Annotated in this window: 17 protein-coding genes; 5 read left to right on the forward strand and 12 right to left on the reverse strand. The window is 44.1% G+C overall.

Annotation, left to right across the window (positions count from 1 at the left end; all coding sequences use genetic code 11):
* The first annotated feature begins 271 nt into the window (after positions 1 to 271).
* A complete protein-coding gene (locus tag NQ546_RS14330) occupies positions 272 to 1645 on the forward strand; it encodes a tryptophanase (RefSeq protein WP_004290366.1) in 1374 nt (457 codons plus the stop codon).
* Here NQ546_RS14330 and NQ546_RS14335 read toward each other — a convergent pair whose 3' ends face one another.
* The 4 genes from NQ546_RS14335 to mutY all read right to left on the reverse strand — a co-directional run bounded on the left by NQ546_RS14335 (position 1646) and on the right by mutY (position 5219).
* On the reverse strand, positions 1646 to 2275 hold the full coding sequence (locus tag NQ546_RS14335) for a 4'-phosphopantetheinyl transferase family protein (RefSeq protein WP_004290365.1): 630 nt from the start codon (positions 2273 to 2275) through the stop codon (positions 1646 to 1648). It abuts the gene before it with no gap.
* The gene (gene gldE / locus NQ546_RS14340; RefSeq protein ID WP_039953245.1) at positions 2275 to 3627 is read right to left on the reverse strand and encodes a gliding motility-associated protein GldE; all 1353 of its coding nucleotides are present in this window, start codon (positions 3625 to 3627) and stop codon (positions 2275 to 2277) included. Before gldE ends, NQ546_RS14335 begins: the two co-directional genes overlap by 1 nt.
* 23 nt (positions 3628 to 3650) lie before the next feature.
* Positions 3651 to 4106 carry a single-stranded DNA-binding protein gene (locus tag NQ546_RS14345; protein ID WP_039953244.1) on the reverse strand — a complete coding sequence of 152 codons (456 nt, stop codon included), beginning with the start codon at positions 4104 to 4106 and terminating at the stop codon, positions 3651 to 3653.
* A 72-nt stretch (positions 4107 to 4178) separates the two neighbouring features.
* Positions 4179 to 5219, reverse strand: coding sequence for an A/G-specific adenine glycosylase (gene mutY, locus NQ546_RS14350; protein WP_039953328.1), 1041 nt, complete (start codon positions 5217 to 5219; stop codon positions 4179 to 4181).
* Between the two features lie 198 nt (positions 5220 to 5417).
* Between mutY and NQ546_RS14355 the strand changes: the two genes are divergently transcribed.
* On the forward strand, positions 5418 to 5693 hold the full coding sequence (locus NQ546_RS14355; RefSeq protein ID WP_004290360.1) for an HU family DNA-binding protein: 276 nt from the start codon (positions 5418 to 5420) through the stop codon (positions 5691 to 5693).
* A gap of 292 nt (positions 5694 to 5985) precedes the next feature.
* A complete protein-coding gene (locus tag NQ546_RS14360) occupies positions 5986 to 7560 on the forward strand; it encodes an Rne/Rng family ribonuclease (RefSeq protein ID WP_004290359.1) in 1575 nt (524 codons plus the stop codon).
* 62 nt (positions 7561 to 7622) lie between these two features.
* Here NQ546_RS14360 and NQ546_RS14365 read toward each other — a convergent pair whose 3' ends face one another.
* The 7 genes from NQ546_RS14365 to NQ546_RS14395 form a co-directional block, all read right to left on the reverse strand.
* The gene (locus NQ546_RS14365; protein ID WP_004290358.1) at positions 7623 to 8690 is read right to left on the reverse strand and encodes a PI-PLC domain-containing protein; all 1068 of its coding nucleotides are present in this window, start codon (positions 8688 to 8690) and stop codon (positions 7623 to 7625) included.
* Positions 8691 to 8701: 11 nt separating this feature from the next.
* Positions 8702 to 9634, reverse strand: coding sequence for a phosphoinositol dihydroceramide synthase (locus NQ546_RS14370; RefSeq protein ID WP_004290357.1), 933 nt, complete (start codon positions 9632 to 9634; stop codon positions 8702 to 8704).
* Positions 9634 to 10284 (reverse strand): CDP-alcohol phosphatidyltransferase family protein, encoded by a 651-nt coding sequence (locus NQ546_RS14375; protein ID WP_004290356.1) that lies wholly within the window; start codon positions 10282 to 10284, stop codon positions 9634 to 9636. The genes NQ546_RS14370 and NQ546_RS14375 overlap by 1 nt, the downstream gene beginning before the upstream one ends.
* Before the next feature lie 11 nt (positions 10285 to 10295).
* Entirely contained in the window at positions 10296 to 10802 is a 507-nt protein-coding gene (locus tag NQ546_RS14380; RefSeq protein WP_004290355.1) for a GtrA family protein, read from the reverse strand.
* Entirely contained in the window at positions 10787 to 11260 is a 474-nt protein-coding gene (locus NQ546_RS14385; RefSeq protein ID WP_004290354.1) for a phosphatidylglycerophosphatase A family protein, read from the reverse strand. The genes NQ546_RS14380 and NQ546_RS14385 overlap by 16 nt, the downstream gene beginning before the upstream one ends.
* Before the next feature lie 146 nt (positions 11261 to 11406).
* Positions 11407 to 12696, reverse strand: coding sequence for an inositol-3-phosphate synthase (locus NQ546_RS14390; protein WP_029429287.1), 1290 nt, complete (start codon positions 12694 to 12696; stop codon positions 11407 to 11409).
* Positions 12697 to 12804: 108 nt separating this feature from the next.
* Complete coding sequence (locus tag NQ546_RS14395) at positions 12805 to 15342, reverse strand: DUF5686 and carboxypeptidase-like regulatory domain-containing protein (RefSeq protein WP_039953243.1); 2538 nt, start codon at positions 15340 to 15342, stop codon at positions 12805 to 12807.
* Between the two features lie 178 nt (positions 15343 to 15520).
* Between NQ546_RS14395 and aspT the strand changes: the two genes are divergently transcribed.
* Positions 15521 to 17215 carry an aspartate-alanine antiporter gene (aspT, locus tag NQ546_RS14400; protein WP_004290351.1) on the forward strand — a complete coding sequence of 565 codons (1695 nt, stop codon included), beginning with the start codon at positions 15521 to 15523 and terminating at the stop codon, positions 17213 to 17215.
* 145 nt (positions 17216 to 17360) lie between these two features.
* Positions 17361 to 18980, forward strand: a complete 1620-nt coding sequence (gene aspD / locus NQ546_RS14405) for an aspartate 4-decarboxylase (RefSeq protein WP_004290350.1) — start codon at positions 17361 to 17363, stop codon at positions 18978 to 18980.
* Here aspD and NQ546_RS14410 read toward each other — a convergent pair.
* The gene (locus tag NQ546_RS14410; RefSeq protein ID WP_004290349.1) at positions 18970 to 20286 is read right to left on the reverse strand and encodes a sensor histidine kinase; all 1317 of its coding nucleotides are present in this window, start codon (positions 20284 to 20286) and stop codon (positions 18970 to 18972) included. The genes aspD and NQ546_RS14410 overlap by 11 nt on opposite strands.
* Positions 20287 to 20288: the final 2 nt, after the last annotated feature.

The raw sequence follows: 20288 nt of genomic DNA on the forward strand, positions 1-20288 counted from the left end.
GCTTTCGAGGAAAAAGCGTTGAGTCTAATGAACCGGATAAATCATCCAATCATTTCATTCATCCAAACTCTTTCAAAGAAAGTAAAAAGGAATAAACTCTGCCAAGTTTATTTAAATGATGTCCGGTCGAAGTGATTCGCCCGGACATTTTCTTACAAAAAGTCACAAATCTATTGTCAGTCACCTATAAAATCACTACATTCGGCACAAAAAGACGTTATAAACAGATTTAACCGTTAACTTATTGTCTAACTCAATAAAAAAATAAACTATGGAATTACCATTTGCCGAATCATGGAAAATAAAAATGGTGGAGCCTATCCGCAAAAGTACCCGTCAAGAACGTGAACAATGGTTGAAAGAAGCCCATTACAATGTTTTTCAACTGAAATCAGAACAAGTCTACATTGACCTCATCACCGACTCTGGAACAGGAGCCATGAGCGACCGGCAATGGGCAGGCATTATGCTTGGAGATGAAAGTTATGCAGGCGCTTCTTCTTTCTTTAACCTGAAAGAAGTTATCACCCGCCTGACCGGTTTTGAATACATAATCCCTACTCATCAAGGACGTGCAGCTGAGAATGTATTATTCTCTTATCTGATACATGAAGGAGATATTGTGCCGGGAAATTCCCATTTTGATACTACCAAAGGACATATCGAAAGCCGAAAGGCAATCGCATTGGACTGTACAATAGACGAAGCCAAACAAACACAATTGGAGATCCCGTTTAAAGGAAATGTAGACCCGGCCAAACTGGAAAAAGTGTTGCAGGAACATAATGACCGCATACCGTTTATCATCGTCACTATCACCAATAACACAGCCGGAGGTCAACCCGTATCCATGCAGAACTTACGTGATGTCCGGAGCATTGCCGACAAATACAACAAGCCTGTTCTATTCGACTCTGCCCGTTTTGCCGAAAATGCCTATTTCATTAAGACACGCGAAGAAGGCTACAAGGATAAAAGCATCAAGGAAATCACTAAAGAAATGTTTGCACTCGCAGACGGTATGACAATGAGTGCCAAGAAAGACGGCATCGTAAATATGGGCGGATTTATAGCAACCCGCCGACAGGATTGGTACGAAGGAGCAAAAGGATTTTGTGTGCAGTTTGAAGGCTACCTTACCTATGGCGGTATGAATGGTCGCGACATGAATGCACTTGCTATCGGTCTGGATGAAAACACCGAATTCGATAATCTTGAAACCCGTATTCGTCAGGTAGAATATCTGGCAAGAAAATTAGACGAATATAAAATACCTTATCAACGCCCTGCCGGAGGCCATGCCATTTTTGTAGACGCCCCAAAGGTACTGACGCATGTTCCCAAAGAAGAGTTCCCGGCACAGACATTGACCATTGAGTTGTATCTGGAAGCCGGCATACGCGGATGCGAGATAGGTTACCTACTTGCCGATCGCGATCCGGTTACCCGAAAAAACCGTTTCAACGGACTGGATTTACTCCGCCTTGCCATTCCACGCCGCGTGTATACGGATAACCATATGAATGTAATAGCCGCTGCACTCAAAAATGTATATGACAAACGCGAAACAATCACAAGAGGCGTACGCATTGCCTGGGAAGCTCCATTAATGCGCCATTTTACAGTACAGTTGGAAAGATTATAATCACAGACTTAACGTCAAAACAAAATCCGGAAACAAGTAGTAGTGAATCCGAAAGTTCCGTTTCTCCGCCGTACGGTATTCGACGGCGGAGAATACTCCTTGTTCTTCAACCGTAAAAGGCAATATGTGCAGATGTTTCCGGAAATCAACATCGGAAGTATTCATACATTTAAACATTGTTTCCTTTGCAGACCAGTGGAGCAGCAACGACCAGGTTTCCGTACCTTTATACCAAGATACACTTTCATCTTCCCGCACGAACTTATGAGCAACTTTCCGTACGCGTTCGCCATAACATTCGACATCAATACCCACTTCTTTTTCCGGCCCGCCCAACAGAACAGCTACATAGCCTTTAGTATGCGAAATACTGATAGAAGCAGAGCCGTCTGCCAAATAAGGTTTTCCACTGGACCGATAACCAATCTCCTTTTCTTCACCAAGCATTTCATACAATAATACACGAACTGCCAACCGTTCCAATTTACGAGAATTAGCCGTAAATCCGCAAATATCAGCCTCATATTTTTCCTTATGGGGAAGCAAAGCAAGCAGCTCTTCCACTGTTTCATCTGCTTTCCAAATACCCCACCTGCAAGAACTCCCGATATATTGTTTAAAAACAGGCATTATTTTTCTGTTTCAGAACCTTCACCAGCTGGTTCATTGACTGTGAACTTCACCTTTAGGATACGGCGATTATCCATTTCGAGAACCTCAAATTCATAGCAATCGTAAGCCACCTTTTCGTGGAGTACCGGAAATTCTCCCTTCAGTTCAAGCAAAAGCCCGGCCAAAGTATCTGCATCACCTGCTACTTCATCAAAAGTTTCTTCATCAATTTTGGTTATCTTATAGAAATCCGTCAACTGTGTTTTAGCTTCAAATACCCATGTATGATCATTGAGCACAGCATACGTACGCTCTTCATCATCATACTCATCACGTATTTCACCTACAATTTCTTCAATGATATCCTCCATCGTGACAATACCCGACGTTCCTCCAAACTCATCTACCACAATAGCAATATGAATTTTATTTGCCTGAAAGTCACGAAGTAAATCATCAATCATCTTGGTTTCCGGAACAAAATAGGCAGGACGAATCAATGACTGCCAACGGAAATTATCCCCTTTGTTCAGATGAGGGAGCAAATCCTTGATATAGAGCACTCCCTTTATATTATCACGCGTCTCCGCATAAACAGGGATACGTGAGTAGGCATTCTCCACGATACACTTCAATACGTCCTTAAAAGGAGTGCGAATCTCCAGGTCCACCACATCCAAACGTGATGTCATCACCTCCTTAGCCGTCTCTCCGCCAAAACGAATGATCCCCTCCAGTATATTATTTTCTTCCGAAAGTTCAGCCTTATCTGTCAATTCCAGTGCATGCGAGAGTTCGTCTACCGAAATATTATGATTTTTGCGTACAAAGTGCTTATTGAGAAACGAAGTGGAACGTACCAATAACGATGACAACGGATAAAAAACAGAACGGCATGCCATAATACCGGGAGCTGCGAAACGACAAAAAGCCAACGTCTTCTGTGCAGAATAAATCTTCGGCATAATCTCGCCAAAAAGCAACAATAAGAAAGTCAGGACAACTGTCAGGATCAAAAACTCCGCAATAGCCGAATGAAACAGGAACACATTCATAAAGAAGAAATTGCAGAGCATAATAATCGTTACGTTCACAAAATTGTTCGTAATCAATATCGTAGCCAACAAGCGTTCCGTATCATCCAACAAATTCCTGATTTTCTCATCAGAAGGGTGTTTCCCTTCTTCAATGGCACTCAAATCGGAGGGAGATAATGAGAAAAATGCTATCTCGGAAGCTGAAGCGAAACCGGAAGCAAGTAAAAGCACACCTGCCAAGACAATGGCTATAATAGCCGAAATAGAAGGAGCATGTACGGTTATACCGTTAAAAATATCTGCCAACTGGCATAAATAAGCGTCTGGGTCCAAAGATTTTGGTTTTAGTTAAACAATTAGAACGGTAAATCGTCCGTCGGATTATTTTGTGCAGGAGCAACCTGCGATTGTGTTGACTGTACTGGAATACCCGCTTGCCCCGGCATACCTGCCTGAACCGCAGTTCCGGAGGCAGCATTTCTCGGAGAAAGCATTTCCATGTTATCTACAAAAATTTCTGTAATATAACGTTTTGCACCGGTCTGATCATCGTACGAACGAGTCCGTATTTTACCTTCCACATAAAGCTTATCCCCTTTATGCACATATTGGTCAACGATTTCAGCCAGCCGGTTACGAAAGACTAAATTATGCCATTCAGTGCGATCCGGAATTTGCGTCCCATTCTGTAAAGTATACCCCTTTTCAGAGGTAGCGAAAGACACTTGCGCTACACAATTACCGCCATCGTAGTAGGTCACTTTTGGGGGTTGCCCCACATTTCCTAACAATATCACCTTATTTACCGACATACGCTTTCGTTTTTTTAATTTGCTGCCAAAATTAACGAGAATAACAACATCATGCAAGAATACAACAAACTTTTATATATATTTCTCCAAGAATGCATGCACTAAACGCGATACCGGGTATTGTTCCAAATCTTCTACCCTGATGCACTGATAGTCCGAAAACGAACGGGAGTTTTCCGGAAGAACCACTTCATAAAAGTTGGCATAAATCACCCTATGCGATAAAACATGCTTCACATTCCGGAGCACAGAACGCACTTCCGGACACTCTCCTTCTGCCAGCAACAAACGAAAAGAAGCCGATGACAAAAATTCTTCCTCCGACAAAGCCTTATCCGCTTCAATCAGCGGCAACTCAAACAGATTTTTCCAAATATCATCAGCCGTCCGCTTATGTATAAAGGTACACGCGCCCATGCGTACATATATATAATTAAAATAACGGTTGGATGTTTTTGTCTTATGCCGCTTCACCGGAAGCTGCATCACCAAGCCTTTCGATAAAGCTGTGCAGCTATCGGCCAAAGGGCAAAACATACAATTAGGAGCCTGCGGTGTACACTGAACAGCTCCAAAATCCATAATAGCTTGGTTATAAATCGCAGGTCGGGATTTATCAAGCATCTCATCGGCCAAAACTGCAAAAAGCCTCTTTCCTTCCGTTGAATCAATGGGAGTATCAACGCCCCAATAGCGGGAAAGTACGCGATAAACATTTCCGTCCACCACCGCATACGGCATATTATAGGCAATGGAACAAATGGCAGCAGCCGTATAATCGCCCACACCTTTCAAAGCACGCACTTCCTGATAACTTGCCGGAAACTTACCGTTCATACTCTTGGCTGCCGCATGCAAATTACGGGCACGAGAATAATATCCCAACCCTTGCCAGTACTTCAGAACCTCATCTTCTGAAGCCGCAGCCAAAGTTTCCACATCAGGAAAACGACGAATAAAGCGAAGGAAATACTCATATCCCTGCACAACTCTCGTCTGCTGCAAAATAATCTCGGAAATCCATATCCGATAAGGATCAGCAGTATCTCTCCAAGGCAAATCACGTTTGTTATCCGCATACCAATCCAGCAAAGTTTCAGTCAATATATTCATCTCAAAGTCCATATTTACAAAAGAGTGCACCTTATTTTTCGGAAGAACAAAAATACAGATTTTCAATCTAACAAAACTTAATGCTTGGACTTTTTTAGAAAATTGTCCGAAATATATTTTTTAGAGCCGCCAAAAAGCTATATATTTGCAGTCCAAAAAATTAGAAAACAATAGTAATAATATTTTTTTTTAGGAAAAATGACTAAAGCTGATATTGTAAACGAAATTACAAAGAACACCGGAATTGACAAAGTCACAGTACTGACAACCGTTGAAGCGTTCATGGACGCAGTGAAGGCATCTTTATCAAAAGATGAAAATGTTTATCTCCGCGGGTTTGGTAGTTTTGTAGTGAAGAAAAGAGCTCAGAAAACAGCTCGCAACATCTCAAAGAACACTACTATCATTATTCCGGAACACAACATTCCGGCTTTTAAACCTGCTAAGACATTCACCATTGCTGTGAAAAAATAATAAACAATAGTATTAACCCGTAAAATTTTGAAGCTATGCCAAGCGGAAAGAAGAAAAAAAGACATAAAATGTCTACGCACAAGCGTAAAAAAAGACTAAGAAAGAACAGACATAAAAGCAAAAAGTAATTTTTAGTCTGAAGGACAAAATAAAGAACAAACTTGTGAAGGTAATTGTCTCGCGGGTTTGTTCTTTGTTTAAGTATTAAGCCGATCACCAATATACAAAAGATTGATGCATCGGTCAATCCAAACAGAAAATTTCTGTATAATAAATGTAAAAGCAAATAATTGTGACAAGCGAACTCGTTGTAGACGTACAGCCCAAAGAGGTCTCCATCGCTCTGCTCGAAGACAAAAGCCTGGTAGAACTCCAAAGCGAAGGAAGAAATATTTCCTTCTCTGTGGGCAATATGTATTTGGGACGCGTCAAGAAATTGATGCCAGGCCTGAATGCCTGCTTCGTGGACGTGGGTTACGAGAAAGATGCTTTTCTTCATTATTTGGACTTAGGTCCTCAATTTAACTCATTAGAGAAATACGTAAAGCAAACTTTAAGCGATAAAAAAAAGCTTAATCCAATCACTAAAGCAACCATACTTCCCGATCTTGAAAAAGACGGAACAGTTTCCAACACACTCAAGGTAGGACAAGAAGTAGTGGTGCAAATCGTAAAGGAACCTATCTCAACTAAAGGACCGCGCCTGACCTCCGAACTCTCTTTTGCCGGAAGATATCTTGTGCTAATTCCTTTCAATGATAAAGTTTCCGTATCACAAAAAATTAAATCAAGCGAAGAACGCGCCCGCCTCAAACAACTACTAATGAGCATCAAGCCCAAGAACTTTGGGGTTATCGTGCGTACTGTTGCCGAAGGAAAACGCGTAGCAGAGCTTGACGGAGAGCTTAAAGTATTACTGAAACACTGGGAAGAAGCTATTACGAAAGTACAAAAAGCGACCAAGTTTCCGACACTGATTTACGAAGAAACCAGCCGCGCCGTAGGCTTATTACGCGACTTGTTTAATCCTTCTTTCGAAAACATCTACGTGAACAACGAAGCTGTATTCAACGAAATAAGGGATTACGTAACACTCATTGCCCCTGAACGGGCAGGAATTGTAAAGCTGTACAAAGGACAACTTCCCATTTACGACAATTTCGGTATCACCAAACAGATTAAGTCGTCATTTGGCAAAACTGTTTCGTACAAAAGTGGGGCCTACCTGATTATTGAGCACACTGAGGCGCTTCACGTAGTAGATGTGAACAGCGGTAATCGCACCAAGAATGCCAACGGACAGGAAGCTAACGCACTGGAAGTGAATCTGGGAGCAGCCGATGAGCTTGCACGCCAATTACGGTTAAGAGATATGGGTGGTATCATCGTGGTGGATTTCATCGATATGAATGAAGCCGAAAACAGGCAAAAGCTTTACGAACGTATGTGTGCCAACATGCAGAAAGACAGAGCGCGCCATAATATCCTGCCACTTAGCAAATTCGGATTGATGCAGATAACGCGTCAGCGAGTGCGTCCGGCAATGGATGTAAACACAACGGAGACCTGTCCTACTTGCTTCGGCAAAGGCACTATCAAATCGTCCATTCTCTTTACAGACACATTAGAGAGTAAAATTGACTACCTTGTCAACAAATTGAAGATAAAGAAATTCTCGTTACACATCCACCCGTATATCGCTGCCTATATCAATCAGGGAGTTCTCTCACTGAAACGGAAGTGGCAAATGAAATACGGATTCGGTATCAAGATTATTCCAAGCCAGAAATTAGCGTTTCTGGAATATATCTTCTACGATCCGCAAGGAGAAGAGATTGATATGAAAGAAGAAATCGAAATCAAATAAAAAAAGACGGCGAAGTAAAAGCAAATACTTCGCCGTCTTTTTTTATTGGTTTCGCTGAAAAATCACCGGAAATTAAGTTCTAGGACATAGGAAGAAGCTTTTTCATTAAATCCCAGAAAGTCGAACACCATAATACCTGCCGTCCGCTTTATGTTTTCCTCAAGCATTTTCCTCACTTCAGGATTATTCAACTGGGCACATGCCTGAGGAAGCGGGATAGGTATCGTTATTTTACCCAGCTTAAAACTGTCAATACTACTGACAAAATTGATAAAGTAAATAGGATCAGTAGCCTTATCGGCAGCCAAAGCGTTTTCCTTGACATAAGCAATCTTTTCTTCCTGTGAACCCGGCTGAAACACATCCTGCAAATGCTGGCAGGTAAACGGAAACACCTCAGTATCACTTTTCGGTTCATAGAAGCAAAGCCGGTAGCCAATATAGCTTTCCGCTTTAGAAAGCTGATATGAATTGAACAAGACAATCTTCCCCCTCGTTTCGCCCAAAGTCGGGATAACCGTACCATGCTCATCCTTCACACCGGGACCTGTATAGCCCGAATTCCAAGTCCAGAATCGCGAACTATACTTATTGACAACCTCTTCCTCAAGCCTCTCCCGGTATACTGTTTCCTCGATAGTATTCTCCGATTTGACACGCAGTAATATCGTTTCACCCGGATGTTCTTCCAAGAATTTATCGAGTACAGGCATGGCATCTGTCTGCACATCCAATCCCAAAGGAGTAATGCCATGATAGAACTTCAATTCATGATTTAACCGGAGATCGAAGAAACGGGCGCCCAACTGTAACTGCTCCGTCAAGGTCTTAGACTGACAGGCAGCTGTACAGTTCAATATAGGATGTAGTTCCTCTGGAAGTACGTCTCCCAACTTGGACAATTCGGAGTTCTTCTTGAGTTCTACGATTTGACTAACCAATTCTGCGAGTCGGTCTTTTCCCAGTTTAGAAAGGCCGGAAATAATCTTCAATATAATATTTGCTTCATAGCATGTATAACTCATAGAGTTATGCGTACCCGGAATAGAAAGTTTTGATAACAGTACGTCATCCGGCAGCTCAGACATCCAGCCCTCACATCCGACGCCATTCGTCAAAGTCGATTTCATCAATTACCTCCTTATTTTATATAGCAGTTGTATCTCTCAAAGAAACGCTTAAATGCCCCCCACTTCATCAGTCCTTTCTCAAATATCAGCACTCCGGACAAGGCACAAGCGACGCCCAGCATGACATCAATCAGATAATGATGGCCGGAGTAGACAGCTGTCCACCAGATACCCACCATAATTACGGAGAACAAAGCTATCAGCCACTTCTTGCAATGTCCCATAACGGCATACGCCAATGCGACAACCATATACGCCGCATGTAACGAAGGAACAGCCGCAAAGACATTGGCATTCCGTCCATAGATAGAATGGAAAACGGAACATCCCAACAATTCGTCAAAACGCCCCAATCCCGCCACATTGCCCGGAGTATCAAGAATAGGCTCGAAGCCATAGTTCATGGCGTACCAAGGCGGAGCTGCCGGATAAATATAATATCCGGCAAACCCGATAAGATTTACCAACAGAAAAACCATGGAGAAACGGAGATACACTGTACGTTCTCCTTTCAAATAAAGCCACAAACCGAATACGATAGGAACAGGCACCCAGCAAAGATAGAATATGCCCGCAAAGAAATCGGCTATCGAACAGTGATTCTGTGCAAAATATTCACAAGGAATCAGCGTTGTTCCGCCAAGCGAGATCCCGAACAATGACTTCTCCGCCTCATACAACCCCTGCACATCAATAGGATTCACCTGATAATTCGGATATACCCGCATCCAGTCGTAAGAAATGCCGAAAATGATAAAAGGAAGCAACGCTACCGCCAGTTTACGAGTCGTTTTTCCTGCAAAAAACAGCACGACAAACAAGCCCGTCATCAGGAAATGTTCTGCCCGCAAACCTATGCAAGCTGCCGTCAGCAACAAGAACAGCACCGTAATGACAATGACAGGCAACGCCTCTTTGGCGGAAGGAAAAATAGATTTTCTCATTATTGCTTCTTTAATAGTTTATAGCAATGCGCAATACGCGCAAATGCCGTCAAATTGGCAAGAACTGCTATCACAACCATGGGGACAATCAATATCAACATAGGGTCGAATGCTTCGCAATCACTAAAAATGCCACAAAACAAAGCCCCGAGGCTAGTCAGTACCACACGTTCCGGACGCTGCATAAAGCCTACTTTGCATTCCAGTCCCAGCCCTTCGGCACGTGCACGCACGTAACTCACCATAAGCGAACCGACCAGCGCAACAAAAGTTATCATCGACCCCCACAAATAACCCTGCAGAATCAGATAATAAAAAATACCAAATAACGTTACCATTTCACTGTAACGGTCGAGCACCGAATCATACAATGCTCCAAAAGTAGAAGACATATTGCCGACGCGTGCCACACGTCCGTCCATCATGTCGAACAAACCGGCAAAGAGAACAATTCCTCCTCCCCAACCCACATAGACCAGTTCACCCGGCTTATACATGCCCGCATACACAAATACGCACGCAGCCACGATATTCATCACCAGTCCGGTGGTAGTAATAAAATTGGGCGTAATGCCCACCTTAATCATGCCATGTACAACCGGATTTATGATCTTATAAATCAACTGTTGCAACCAATCTCTATAATTCATATCAGTTCTATTTAGTCTCTAAAATATTGTCGTATAAATTTCCTGAAATTATGATTACGGTATACGAATATCCGTTGCAGATGATAATTCCAGAAGAATGCAACCAAAACAGCTACAATGATCTTGGACAGTATAAACACATCGTTTATATAATGCCCCAACAAGCCGTCCACCCAGCGCATACCAGTCAACCACTCAGTCAGAGCAAACGTACCCCATGTGTTCAATAGAATACTACCTCCCCAAACAAAAAGATATTTCAGCGCCACATGCGTCTTTTTGCAATCGTCCGCATGAAATACCCAACCGTAGTTAATGGCACAGTTCACCATACCGCCAACCACAGAACCCAAGAAAGTAGCATACAGATAAAAAAGTCCGGATAGTTTAACCAGCAGAATAGTTACAAGAAAATCCACAAGACTTGCCACATACGACGAAAGCTGAGCCTTGATGAAGACCCAAACCGCATAACGCCAGCCTGCAAATCTCGATGTTTCTTTCAGCCTATCAGCCATCTTACTCCTATTAAGACTACAAAGCTATAAATTCCTGCCAAGATATCATCCATCATCACCCCAAATCCACCCGGAAAACTTTCCATACGGCGAATTCCCAACGGTTTAAAAATGTCAAACAGGCGAAAAAGAGAAAAAGCCCCCAATCCATACCAAACACTGCCCGAAGGTGCAGCCAGCAGAGCAATCCACACTCCTACCATTTCGTCCACCACTACACGCGAAGGGTCTTCTCCCCAATAAGGTTCAAGACGATTGACAGCCCATATTCCCAGTATCGTAAAAAAAAGGATAAAAGCCACCGTCAGCCATATCAGACATGCTTCCGAAACAATAAAAGATAATCCAAGCCAGATAAGTGTAGCCAGTAAAGCACCTGCCGTACCCGGAGCAAAAGGAGAAAAGCCCGAACCGAAACCTGTACCGACAAGGACTGGAAAAAAGGAGGGTTTCTTCATGAATTAAAAGAAGTGATAGGGTGATAAAAATGAAAAGGTGATAAAGTTATAAAAGTGGTAAGGTAGTAGAGTGACGAAATCTCAAAACGAAACTTGCTTATCACTCTATCACCTTATCACTTTTACAACTTTATCAGTATCTTATTTTAGTCCAAATAGCTCGGTGCAGTTTCACCTACCATATTACGGAGAGTTTCTTTCACCATTCTCCACTGTTGGAACAAGTCGTGTACCGGTTCATGTTCAAAGTCATGCATCGGGCTCTTGCAGAAGAATGACAACCAAGTCTGAATACCGCACATACCCGCACGCAAAGCAAGATCACTGAAAATAACCAGGTCGAGTGCAATAGGAGCAGCCAAGATAGAGTCGCGACAGAGGAAGTTAACCTTGATTTCCATCGGATAACCCATCCAGCCGAAGATATCGATATTATCCCATGCTTCCTTATTGTCCTTACGAGGCGGATAATAGTTGATACGTACTTTGTGATATACATCACCGTACAGATCAGGGAATTTTTCAGGTTCAAAGATATTGTCAATAACAGACAATTTGCTGACTTCTTTTGTCTTGAAGTTTTCCGGTTGGTCAAGAACTTCACCGTCGCGGTTACCCAAGATATTGGTAGAGAACCAACCGCTTACACCCAGCATACGAGTCTTGAACATCGGAGCAAGTACAGTCTTCATCAAAGTCTGTCCACTCTTGAAGTCCTTACCTGCAATGGGCACATTCATCTTCTTAGAGAATTCCCACATAGCCGGAGTATCCACACACAGGTTAGGAGCACCCATAATGAACGGAGCACCTTCTGCTATTGCGGCATAAGCGTAGCACATACTCGGAGAAACAACTTCTGTATTGTTTTCCTTCATAGCCTTTTCCAAAGCGGCAAGCGACTTGTGCTCTTCAGACAGAGGAACATAAATTTCGGTACTTGCAGCCCACAATACAGCGATACGGTCGCAATTATTGGCAGCCTTGAAATTACGGATATCCTCACGCAATTGTTCTACCATGTCCCAGCGTGTAGCGGCATTTTTGATGTGCGTACCATTCAGACGTTTTGCAAAATTATGGTCAAAAGCGGCAGGCATAGGCTTGATGGCTTTTAACTCATCTTTCACGAGGTTCAAGTCTTTTTCTTTCAGAACTTCCGCATACATTGCAGCTTCATACGCATCATCAGCGAAAATGTCCCAACCGCCAAAAACGATATCGTTCAAGTCAACCAAAGGCACTACGTCTTTAATAAGATGTTCTTTGCCATCCTGCATGCGCATAGTAGCCATTTGTGCGATTGAACCTATAGCTTTTGCTAAACCCTTACGGGCAGCCAATGTACCTGTAATCATAGTGGTTGCAACCGCACCACCTACTCCGACTACCAACACGCCTAAACGACCGGTTGCCGGCTTAATGTTTTCTTTCATTGCCATTGAATTATTTTATAGTTTAAAAAATTGCTCAAATTTAGGGTATTTTACCCAATTGGGATTAGTCTTTTTGTCCGATTTAATACTCTATTAGTAAGATTTAAGTTAAAATGTCATGTGCAAGCTGATTCTAAGACCGGATTTATCAATATTCGGTAAATTCCGGTACGTTAAACGCCACACATAATCCACCCGAAGCACTTTCAATATATTCTCAATTCCCACCCCGGCTTCCACATACGGAGTACGCTCCATAGTGGTGCTTCCTGCTGGAAAAGCGAATAATCCTTCGCTGAATTCCGGATTATTTTTGTCATTCAAACTTCCATAGATTCCCCGACAGGACAAGACCTCACGCCACTTCAGTTTTTTCAACAACGGAATACGGTTAAAGAGAAAGCCATTCAAAAAATAAGTCACGTCCCACGAAGCATATTCATCATTCATAAATTCCATCGCATTCATCAGCGAATAAGACTCCGGCTGGATTGTGTAAGACAAGTTGGCGTTGGGAATGATAAGCAGAGGAAAAGGAACTTTGTTCCACACTTTACCGGCCTTCAGTATCACATCCGTATAGCCAAAGGCCGAGAACCAAAAGCGCTTCTGAAAACCGGCTTCCGTATAATGATAGGTATAATCTCCTCCTAGAACTCCTTTGGCCGCCATTGTATGTGTCAATGTAAAAACCGGAGCGTCCAAAGACACCGGAAAACGGTTCCATTGAGTCTGAAAAAACTTTTCATTCGGGGCATAACGCAGTTTCAGCTCCAGCTCGCTGGTAGAAATACTTTTGACAAACGACTTGTCATCATCTTGCTTGACGAAAGGAATGAGATGTGAAGATTCATCTTTTCGCAAACGTGTGGTCAGCTGAAAGGAGAAACCCGAATGAAACTCATTCGTATACGTCAATTCAGCTTTACGCTGATAGCCTATACGGTCGTCTTTTTGACGCTTCAAAGCAAGGAAAACATTATCCTGACTGGTATAAAGATAATGTTGTCCGTACTGATTAACGTCGGACAGGTAACGCAGTTTCAAAGAATGAATCGGGAACTCGTTGGCATACTCCTTTTTCCGGTGGAAAGAGTATTCCAGTTCCGCCAGCCCTTTCACACGTTCATCACGAAAGCCGTATGCCACATACCCCCTTCCAAACAGATGGGGATTAAGCCAAGCCGTTGTCATACCCCCAGCACGCACACGCACACCTTCCAGCGCATTACCGCTAATCGTGGTGTTCATCATACCTATATAGAATAAAGGCGCTTTCTCTTTGGGAGCGGGAATATACCCTGTAAACAACACTTTCAGCACCTTCTCTGTCCAATAGTATACCGGGTAACTGCGCAGCTGCGCCATCATCTTATCTACGGATGTCTCCTTTTTGCTCACCTCTGCAAGCCGATTGGCATCCCAATAAGCATCGGAATGGGTGGAAGAATCCATACCCTCAATTACTTTCTCCGGCCTACGAAACGCCTGCAAAGCATCATCATCAGGTTCGTAAATATAATTCCGGTAATAGACATCACGCTTCGCATAAATGCCATCGCTGTTATCCACCAGTTTAAATTCCGTAGTGATACTCTCATTTATGAGCTGCCTTGTGCCGTCTTCCGCACGATCGAAATTCTGTTCAATCTTCATGTAGTCCACAAAGTTCAGATTGATTTTCTGAGGAAAATTCATCACCACGCGGCGCACGAAATATGTGCTGTCCAACATGACGTACAGATGTCCTGTAAAACCAAACGATTCGGAATTGAAAGGCACGAAAGTCAAGTCCACACAAGACTTCCCGGCAACAGTCAGAGTGTCCATAAGATAATACTTATAGAATGAAGGTCCCAAGGAAGAAAGCGGACTGACAAACTTATTGGTGAATAACGTTATGTTATTTTGGTAAATATCCACGTCCGTCATAGTGACACTAATAGCCTGCTCCATGCCCTGTTGGGACAACATCTCGTCTACACCTGCCTGGCGACGCGCCTTCACCCGTTGCTTTTCGCTATGGGGCGATTTACGGTAATAATCCGTAGCCAGCAACTCGCGGTTGGACACAGCCAATACCGGTTTACCCGTAACAGCGGAAGTGTCCACGTAGTCGGTCAAGAACTTGAACTTGCGATACAGCCATTTCTGCTGCTTCAGGCTATCGAAATTATTAATGGCAAACGTCATTTTCTCATAACGTTCCCGTTGCCAAAAATCACGTTCATCCGGCGAATAATCATCCCGATGTTCTATCATTTTCCGCACGAACTCCACTGCCGGATTATCCTTCTTCCTGTAACGCTCGCGCTTGGGCTTAACCACCACCTCGTCCAACGCATAAGTAGTAGGAGCAAGCGTAACCATTATACGTCCTCCGCGTGCCGGGTGAATCAACCGGGTGTATTCTTGATAGCCCACAGCCGAAATCACCAGCCGGGCCTCAGGACGATAGGTTTTAAACAAAAAAACACCCTTGTCATCGGTCATTCCTCCCTCTGTGGTTCCCTTTAGATAGACCGAGGTATATGGCAATGGTTCCCTTGTCAACGAATCAGTGACAACACCTTGCACTATGTATTGCGCTTTCAAAGGAGCAACAATTATCTGCATCAGCAGAAACAGCCTTATAAACAACCTCATACCTAACCTATCTATCATTCAGTGCGCAAAGGTACGGAAGAAAACTTTCCCTAAAAGTTCGGTTTCGCGGAATAAATGTTCTAAAAAACCACTTTTATTCCAAACACTTCCCGTTAAAACCCGTTGTATAGCGAGAACGACTTACAAAAGACGTACAAACCGACCTAAAAACTTAATTATGGAATGGATTTTCAATCAACTCAGGGAACGTCCCGAATTAGCCATTTTCCTCACTATTTTCCTGGGGTTCTGGCTGGGTAAGCTGCGCATCGGCAAGTTTTCTTTAGGAACAGTTACCAGCGTACTATTGGTGGGCGTAATGGTAGGACAACTGAATATTGCCGTACCCGGTCCTATCAAGTCAGTATTTTTCCTACTGTTCCTATTTGCCGTAGGCTATAAAGTGGGTCCGCAATTTTTCCGCGGACTGAAAAAAGACGGATTACCACAAGTAGCCTTCGCTGTGCTGATGTGCATATCTGTCTTGGGAGTGACCTGGTTACTTGCCTTGCTCATGGGATACAATATGGGAGAAGCGGCAGGGCTGCTTGCCGGCTCGCAGACCATATCCGCCGTCATCGGAGTGGCAGAAGATACAATGGCAAATATGGGTCTGGACGAAGCGCAGCGGCAAAGCTACACCAATATCATCCCGGTGTCTTATGCCGTAACCTACATCTTCGGAACAGCCGGATCCGCGTGGGTATTGTCGTCCATAGGTCCGAAAATGCTGGGCGGACTGGATAAGGTAAAAGCCGCATGCAAAGACATGGAAGCCCGGATGGGCAATTCGCAGGCAGATGAACCGGGCTTCATACATGCCGCACGCCCCGTCACATTCCGCGCTTACCGCATTGAAAACGAATGGTTCAAGAATGGGAAAAGAGTAATAGACCTTGAAGTATATTTCCAGCAACAGGACAAACGCCTATTCGTAGAACGGATACGCAAGGCAGGGACAATCCGGGAAGTCAGCCCGAATGTCCAACTGGAAATCGGAGACGAAGTCGTACTAAGCGGACGCCGGGAATACGTCATCGGTGAAGAAGACTGGATAGGGCCTGAGATTCTGGACCAGCAATTACTCGACTTTCCGGCAGAGAAACTTCCGGTTATGATAACCAAAAAGACTTTTGCAGGAAAGACAGTATCTGCAATCCGCAACGAAAAATTCATGCATGGTGTCAGCATCCGCAACATCAAACGTGCAGGAATTGACATTCCGGTCATGGCGCAAACCATAGTAGATGCCGGTGATGTAGTGGAAATAGTAGGAACCAAACAGGAAGTGGAGGCAGCCGCCCGACGCCTGGGTTACATAGACCGTCCCACCAACCAGACAGATATGATCTTCGTAGGACTCGGCATACTTGCAGGCGGGCTGTTCGGAGCATTGTCCGTCCACATCGGCGGCGTACCAATCAGCTTGAGTACCAGTGGCGGTGCATTGATAGCAGGATTGGTATTCGGCTGGTTGCGCAGCAAGCATCCCACATTCGGTCGTATTCCCGAACCATCACAATGGGTACTGAATAATGTCGGACTGAATATGTTTATTGCCGTAGTAGGTATCTCGGCGGGCCCCAGTTTCGTACAAGGCTTCCATGATGTCGGTGTCAGCCTATTTCTGATAGGTGCGATTGCCACCACCCTCCCGTTAATTATCGGACTGCTGCTAGCAAGATATCTGTTCAAGTTTCATCCTGCCATTGCGCTGGGATGCTGTGCGGGTGCAAGAACAACAACAGCAGCCCTCGGAGCCATACAAGATGCCGTAGAGAGTGAAACACCCGCACTGGGCTATACAGTGACGTATGCCATAGGCAATACCCTGCTGATTATATGGGGAGTGGTGATTGTTCTGCTGATTTAACAGCCTAAAGGCTCTGAAAAAACAACCGATAAGTAACAAACTATTTCAGTATGTACGAAATCGGTTTATACAGTCTGCCATTCAAAATATGCCGAAGCATCCGCCAAAATCATAACGCTTATTAAAAAACTAAACATCAGATTATATGGATACAAAACTTTTAGAAAAGAAAATGGAGAACATCAGCCCTTTCGAGCTGAAAAACCGTCTCATTGATATGGCAGACGAAAGTCTGAAAAAAACAGCCCGTACCATGTTGAACGCCGGGCGCGGTAATCCCAACTGGATTGCAACCACCCCACGCGAAGCATTCTTCCTTTTGGGAAAATTCGGACTGGAAGAATGTCGTCACGTCATGTTCCTTCCCGAAGGAATTGCCGGAATACCCGAAAAGCAAGGCATTGCCTCCCGCTTTGAACAATTTCTCAAGAGCAACACCTACCAGCCCGGAGCCAAATTACTGGAACAAACCTATAACTATATGTTGATGCAGCATGCCGTCGATCCCGACAGCCTTGTGCACGAATGGGTAGAAAGCGTCATCGGAGACCAATATCCTGTGCCCGACCGTATTCTACAATTCACAGAAATGCTGGTACGCGACTATCTCCATCAGGAAATGTGCGACAATCGTCCGCCTCGCGGAGCTTTCGATTTGTTTGCCACCGAGGGTGGGACAGCAGCTATGTGCTACATCTTCGACTCTTTGCAGGAAAATTTCCTACTGAACAAAGGTGACAGCATAGTCCTCATGGTTCCTGCTTTCACTCCCTACATAGAGATACCCCGGCTAAACCGTTACCGGTTCAAGGTCACCGAACTGCATGCCAACCGCATGAGTAAAGACGGTCTGCATCTTTGGCAATACAGTGACGAAGATATCAACAGATTGAAAAACCCGGCGATAAAGGCTCTATTCGTCACCAATCCCAGCAATCCTCCCAGTTATACGCTAAGTCCTGAAACGATGGAGCGCATCGTAACTATCGTCAAGGAAGATAACCCCAATCTGATGATCATCACAGATGATGTGTACGGCACTTTCAGCCCGCACTTCCGTTCGTTCATGGCAGAAATTCCATATAACACGCTATGCGTATATTCTTTCTCCAAATATTTCGGAGCTACCGGCTGGCGCAACGCCGTCATTGCCTTGCATGAATACAACGTATTCGACAGGCAAATATCCCGCTTGCCAAAAGAGAAACGCGAAATCCTCAACCGTCGCTATGCTACGTTGACCCTGCATCCTGAGAAATTGAAGTTCATAGACCGAATGGTAGCGGACAGTCGCCAAGTAGCATTGAACCACACCGCCGGACTATCATTACCTCAACAGATGCAAATGAGCCTATTCGCCGCTTTTTCCCTGTTGGACAAGGAAAACAGCTACAAACAGAAAATGCAGGAAATCATCCGACGCCGCCTGAAAACTCTTTGGGATAATACCGGATTTACATTAGTGGAAGACCCTTTAAGGGTAGGATATTATACGGAAATTGATATGCTGGTCTGGGCTGAAAAGTTCTATGGAGACAAGTTTGTGGAATACCTCAAAAAGACGTACAGTCCGCTGGATGTAGTGTTCCGCCTTGCCAAAGAAACCTCCTTAGTGCTTCTGAACGGCGGCGGCTTTGACGGACCGGAATGGAGCGTACGTGCTTCTCTTGCCAACCTGAATGAAAATGATTATGCTACAATCGGTCAGGGGCTCAAACGGATATTGGATGAGTATGCAGAAGAATGGAAAAAAATCAAGAATTAAACAAGATCCGGAAGCGGGTCAGTCCATCATTGTATGTACGCAGAGAAAAGGTACAACCATGACGGCTTAGCACTTCCCTGATAAATACCAAACCGATTCCCTGCCCGTTCGGCTTGGTGGAGAAGAAGGGACTGAAGAGTTTAGCTTCAGTCTCTTTGCTGATTCCGGGACCATTGTCAACGATTTCTATGGAAGCGGGGGCAATGGTCCTCACCGTTATTTCGCCTTGTCTATCTGCCGCTTCACCGGATTCCTCTATGCTCTCGGCAGCATTCTTTATGATATTCACCAGAACTTGTTCGAATAATGAAGCATCCAGCCTAACCTGTCCCACTTCCGGATCACACTCCAAACGGAGAATGATGTTACGGTCATTGCACATACCCTCCATGAACCGTTTGCACATGCACACCAGTTCATTCAACCGGACAGCAGCCACCGTAGGCTCAGGAATCTTCACCACATCCGCAAAACGGGTAATGAAACGGCTCATGGAGAAACAACGTTCCATACAGACACGCATCACATCGCAAATATCTTCCATGCCCTCTTCGGTGGAAAGAGCCTGTTCCACCGTATCCAATGTAGACGTAATTCCGGCAGTGGTATTGTTCACTTCGTGGGCTATCATGCGGATTACCTTTTCATAAGCACGCTTTTCAGCTTTCATCACCTCGTCCGTCATACGCTCTATCAGAAAGAAAGGATGTTTGAACCCTCTGTCTACAAACGAAGAATGGGTACACTTATAAATATTCGCATCATTCAGCCGCACCACCGAAGTTACGTCTTTCGGAATGGATGCCAGTTCTTCCGCCAAAAGAGAGTCAATATCCGCAAGTTTCTTATTCAGGGCTTCTTCCCTACGGACTCCCAGCATCTTCACAGCCATAGGATTTAGTTGTGACACCTCGCCGTCCAATGTCATAATAACAACTCCCATAGGCGATGCCTGAATCAACAAATCAAGAAAATGGTTTTGCTCACGCATGTGCAGACGCTCGTTCTTGAGCTGCTCCATCATACGATTAAAGATGTTCACAATGCGGTCTGCTTCGTACTGTCCTACCCTACTGAGCCTACTGCTGAAATCCTGCTCGCGCAATAACTCCATACCGCTTCCAATCGTACTCATCGGCTTGACAATCTTGCGATAGAATACCCCCAGGTAAATTAGTATAAATGCAATAATAGCTTCTGCAATATATAAATGCATAGCTTGCATTTTGCCAACCAGATATACCAATGCTATACCCAGTCCGAACAAAAACAATACAAGGATAAAAAAGTAAAACTTAATACGCACGT

It is taken from the genome of Bacteroides eggerthii, assembly GCF_025146565.1.
In the GTDB taxonomy this organism is placed as follows: Bacteria; Bacteroidota; Bacteroidia; order Bacteroidales; family Bacteroidaceae; genus Bacteroides; species Bacteroides eggerthii.

Coding starts and splice junctions, on each gene's coding strand:
- NQ546_RS14330 (WP_004290366.1), top strand. CDS start 272: ATGGAATTACCATTTGCCGAATCATGGAAAATAAAAATGGTGGAGCCT.
- NQ546_RS14335 (WP_004290365.1), bottom strand. CDS start 2,275: ATGCCTGTTTTTAAACAATATATCGGGAGTTCTTGCAGGTGGGGTATT.
- NQ546_RS14345 (WP_039953244.1), bottom strand. CDS start 4,106: ATGTCGGTAAATAAGGTGATATTGTTAGGAAATGTGGGGCAACCCCCA.
- mutY (WP_039953328.1), bottom strand. CDS start 5,219: ATGAATATATTGACTGAAACTTTGCTGGATTGGTATGCGGATAACAAA.
- NQ546_RS14355 (WP_004290360.1), top strand. CDS start 5,418: ATGACTAAAGCTGATATTGTAAACGAAATTACAAAGAACACCGGAATT.
- NQ546_RS14365 (WP_004290358.1), bottom strand. CDS start 8,690: ATGAAATCGACTTTGACGAATGGCGTCGGATGTGAGGGCTGGATGTCT.
- NQ546_RS14370 (WP_004290357.1), bottom strand. CDS start 9,634: ATGAGAAAATCTATTTTTCCTTCCGCCAAAGAGGCGTTGCCTGTCATT.
- NQ546_RS14375 (WP_004290356.1), bottom strand. CDS start 10,284: ATGAATTATAGAGATTGGTTGCAACAGTTGATTTATAAGATCATAAAT.
- NQ546_RS14380 (WP_004290355.1), bottom strand. CDS start 10,802: ATGGCTGATAGGCTGAAAGAAACATCGAGATTTGCAGGCTGGCGTTAT.
- NQ546_RS14385 (WP_004290354.1), bottom strand. CDS start 11,260: ATGAAGAAACCCTCCTTTTTTCCAGTCCTTGTCGGTACAGGTTTCGGT.
- NQ546_RS14390 (WP_029429287.1), bottom strand. CDS start 12,696: ATGAAAGAAAACATTAAGCCGGCAACCGGTCGTTTAGGCGTGTTGGTA.
- NQ546_RS14395 (WP_039953243.1), bottom strand. CDS start 15,342: ATGAGGTTGTTTATAAGGCTGTTTCTGCTGATGCAGATAATTGTTGCT.
- aspT (WP_004290351.1), top strand. CDS start 15,521: ATGGAATGGATTTTCAATCAACTCAGGGAACGTCCCGAATTAGCCATT.
- aspD (WP_004290350.1), top strand. CDS start 17,361: ATGGATACAAAACTTTTAGAAAAGAAAATGGAGAACATCAGCCCTTTC.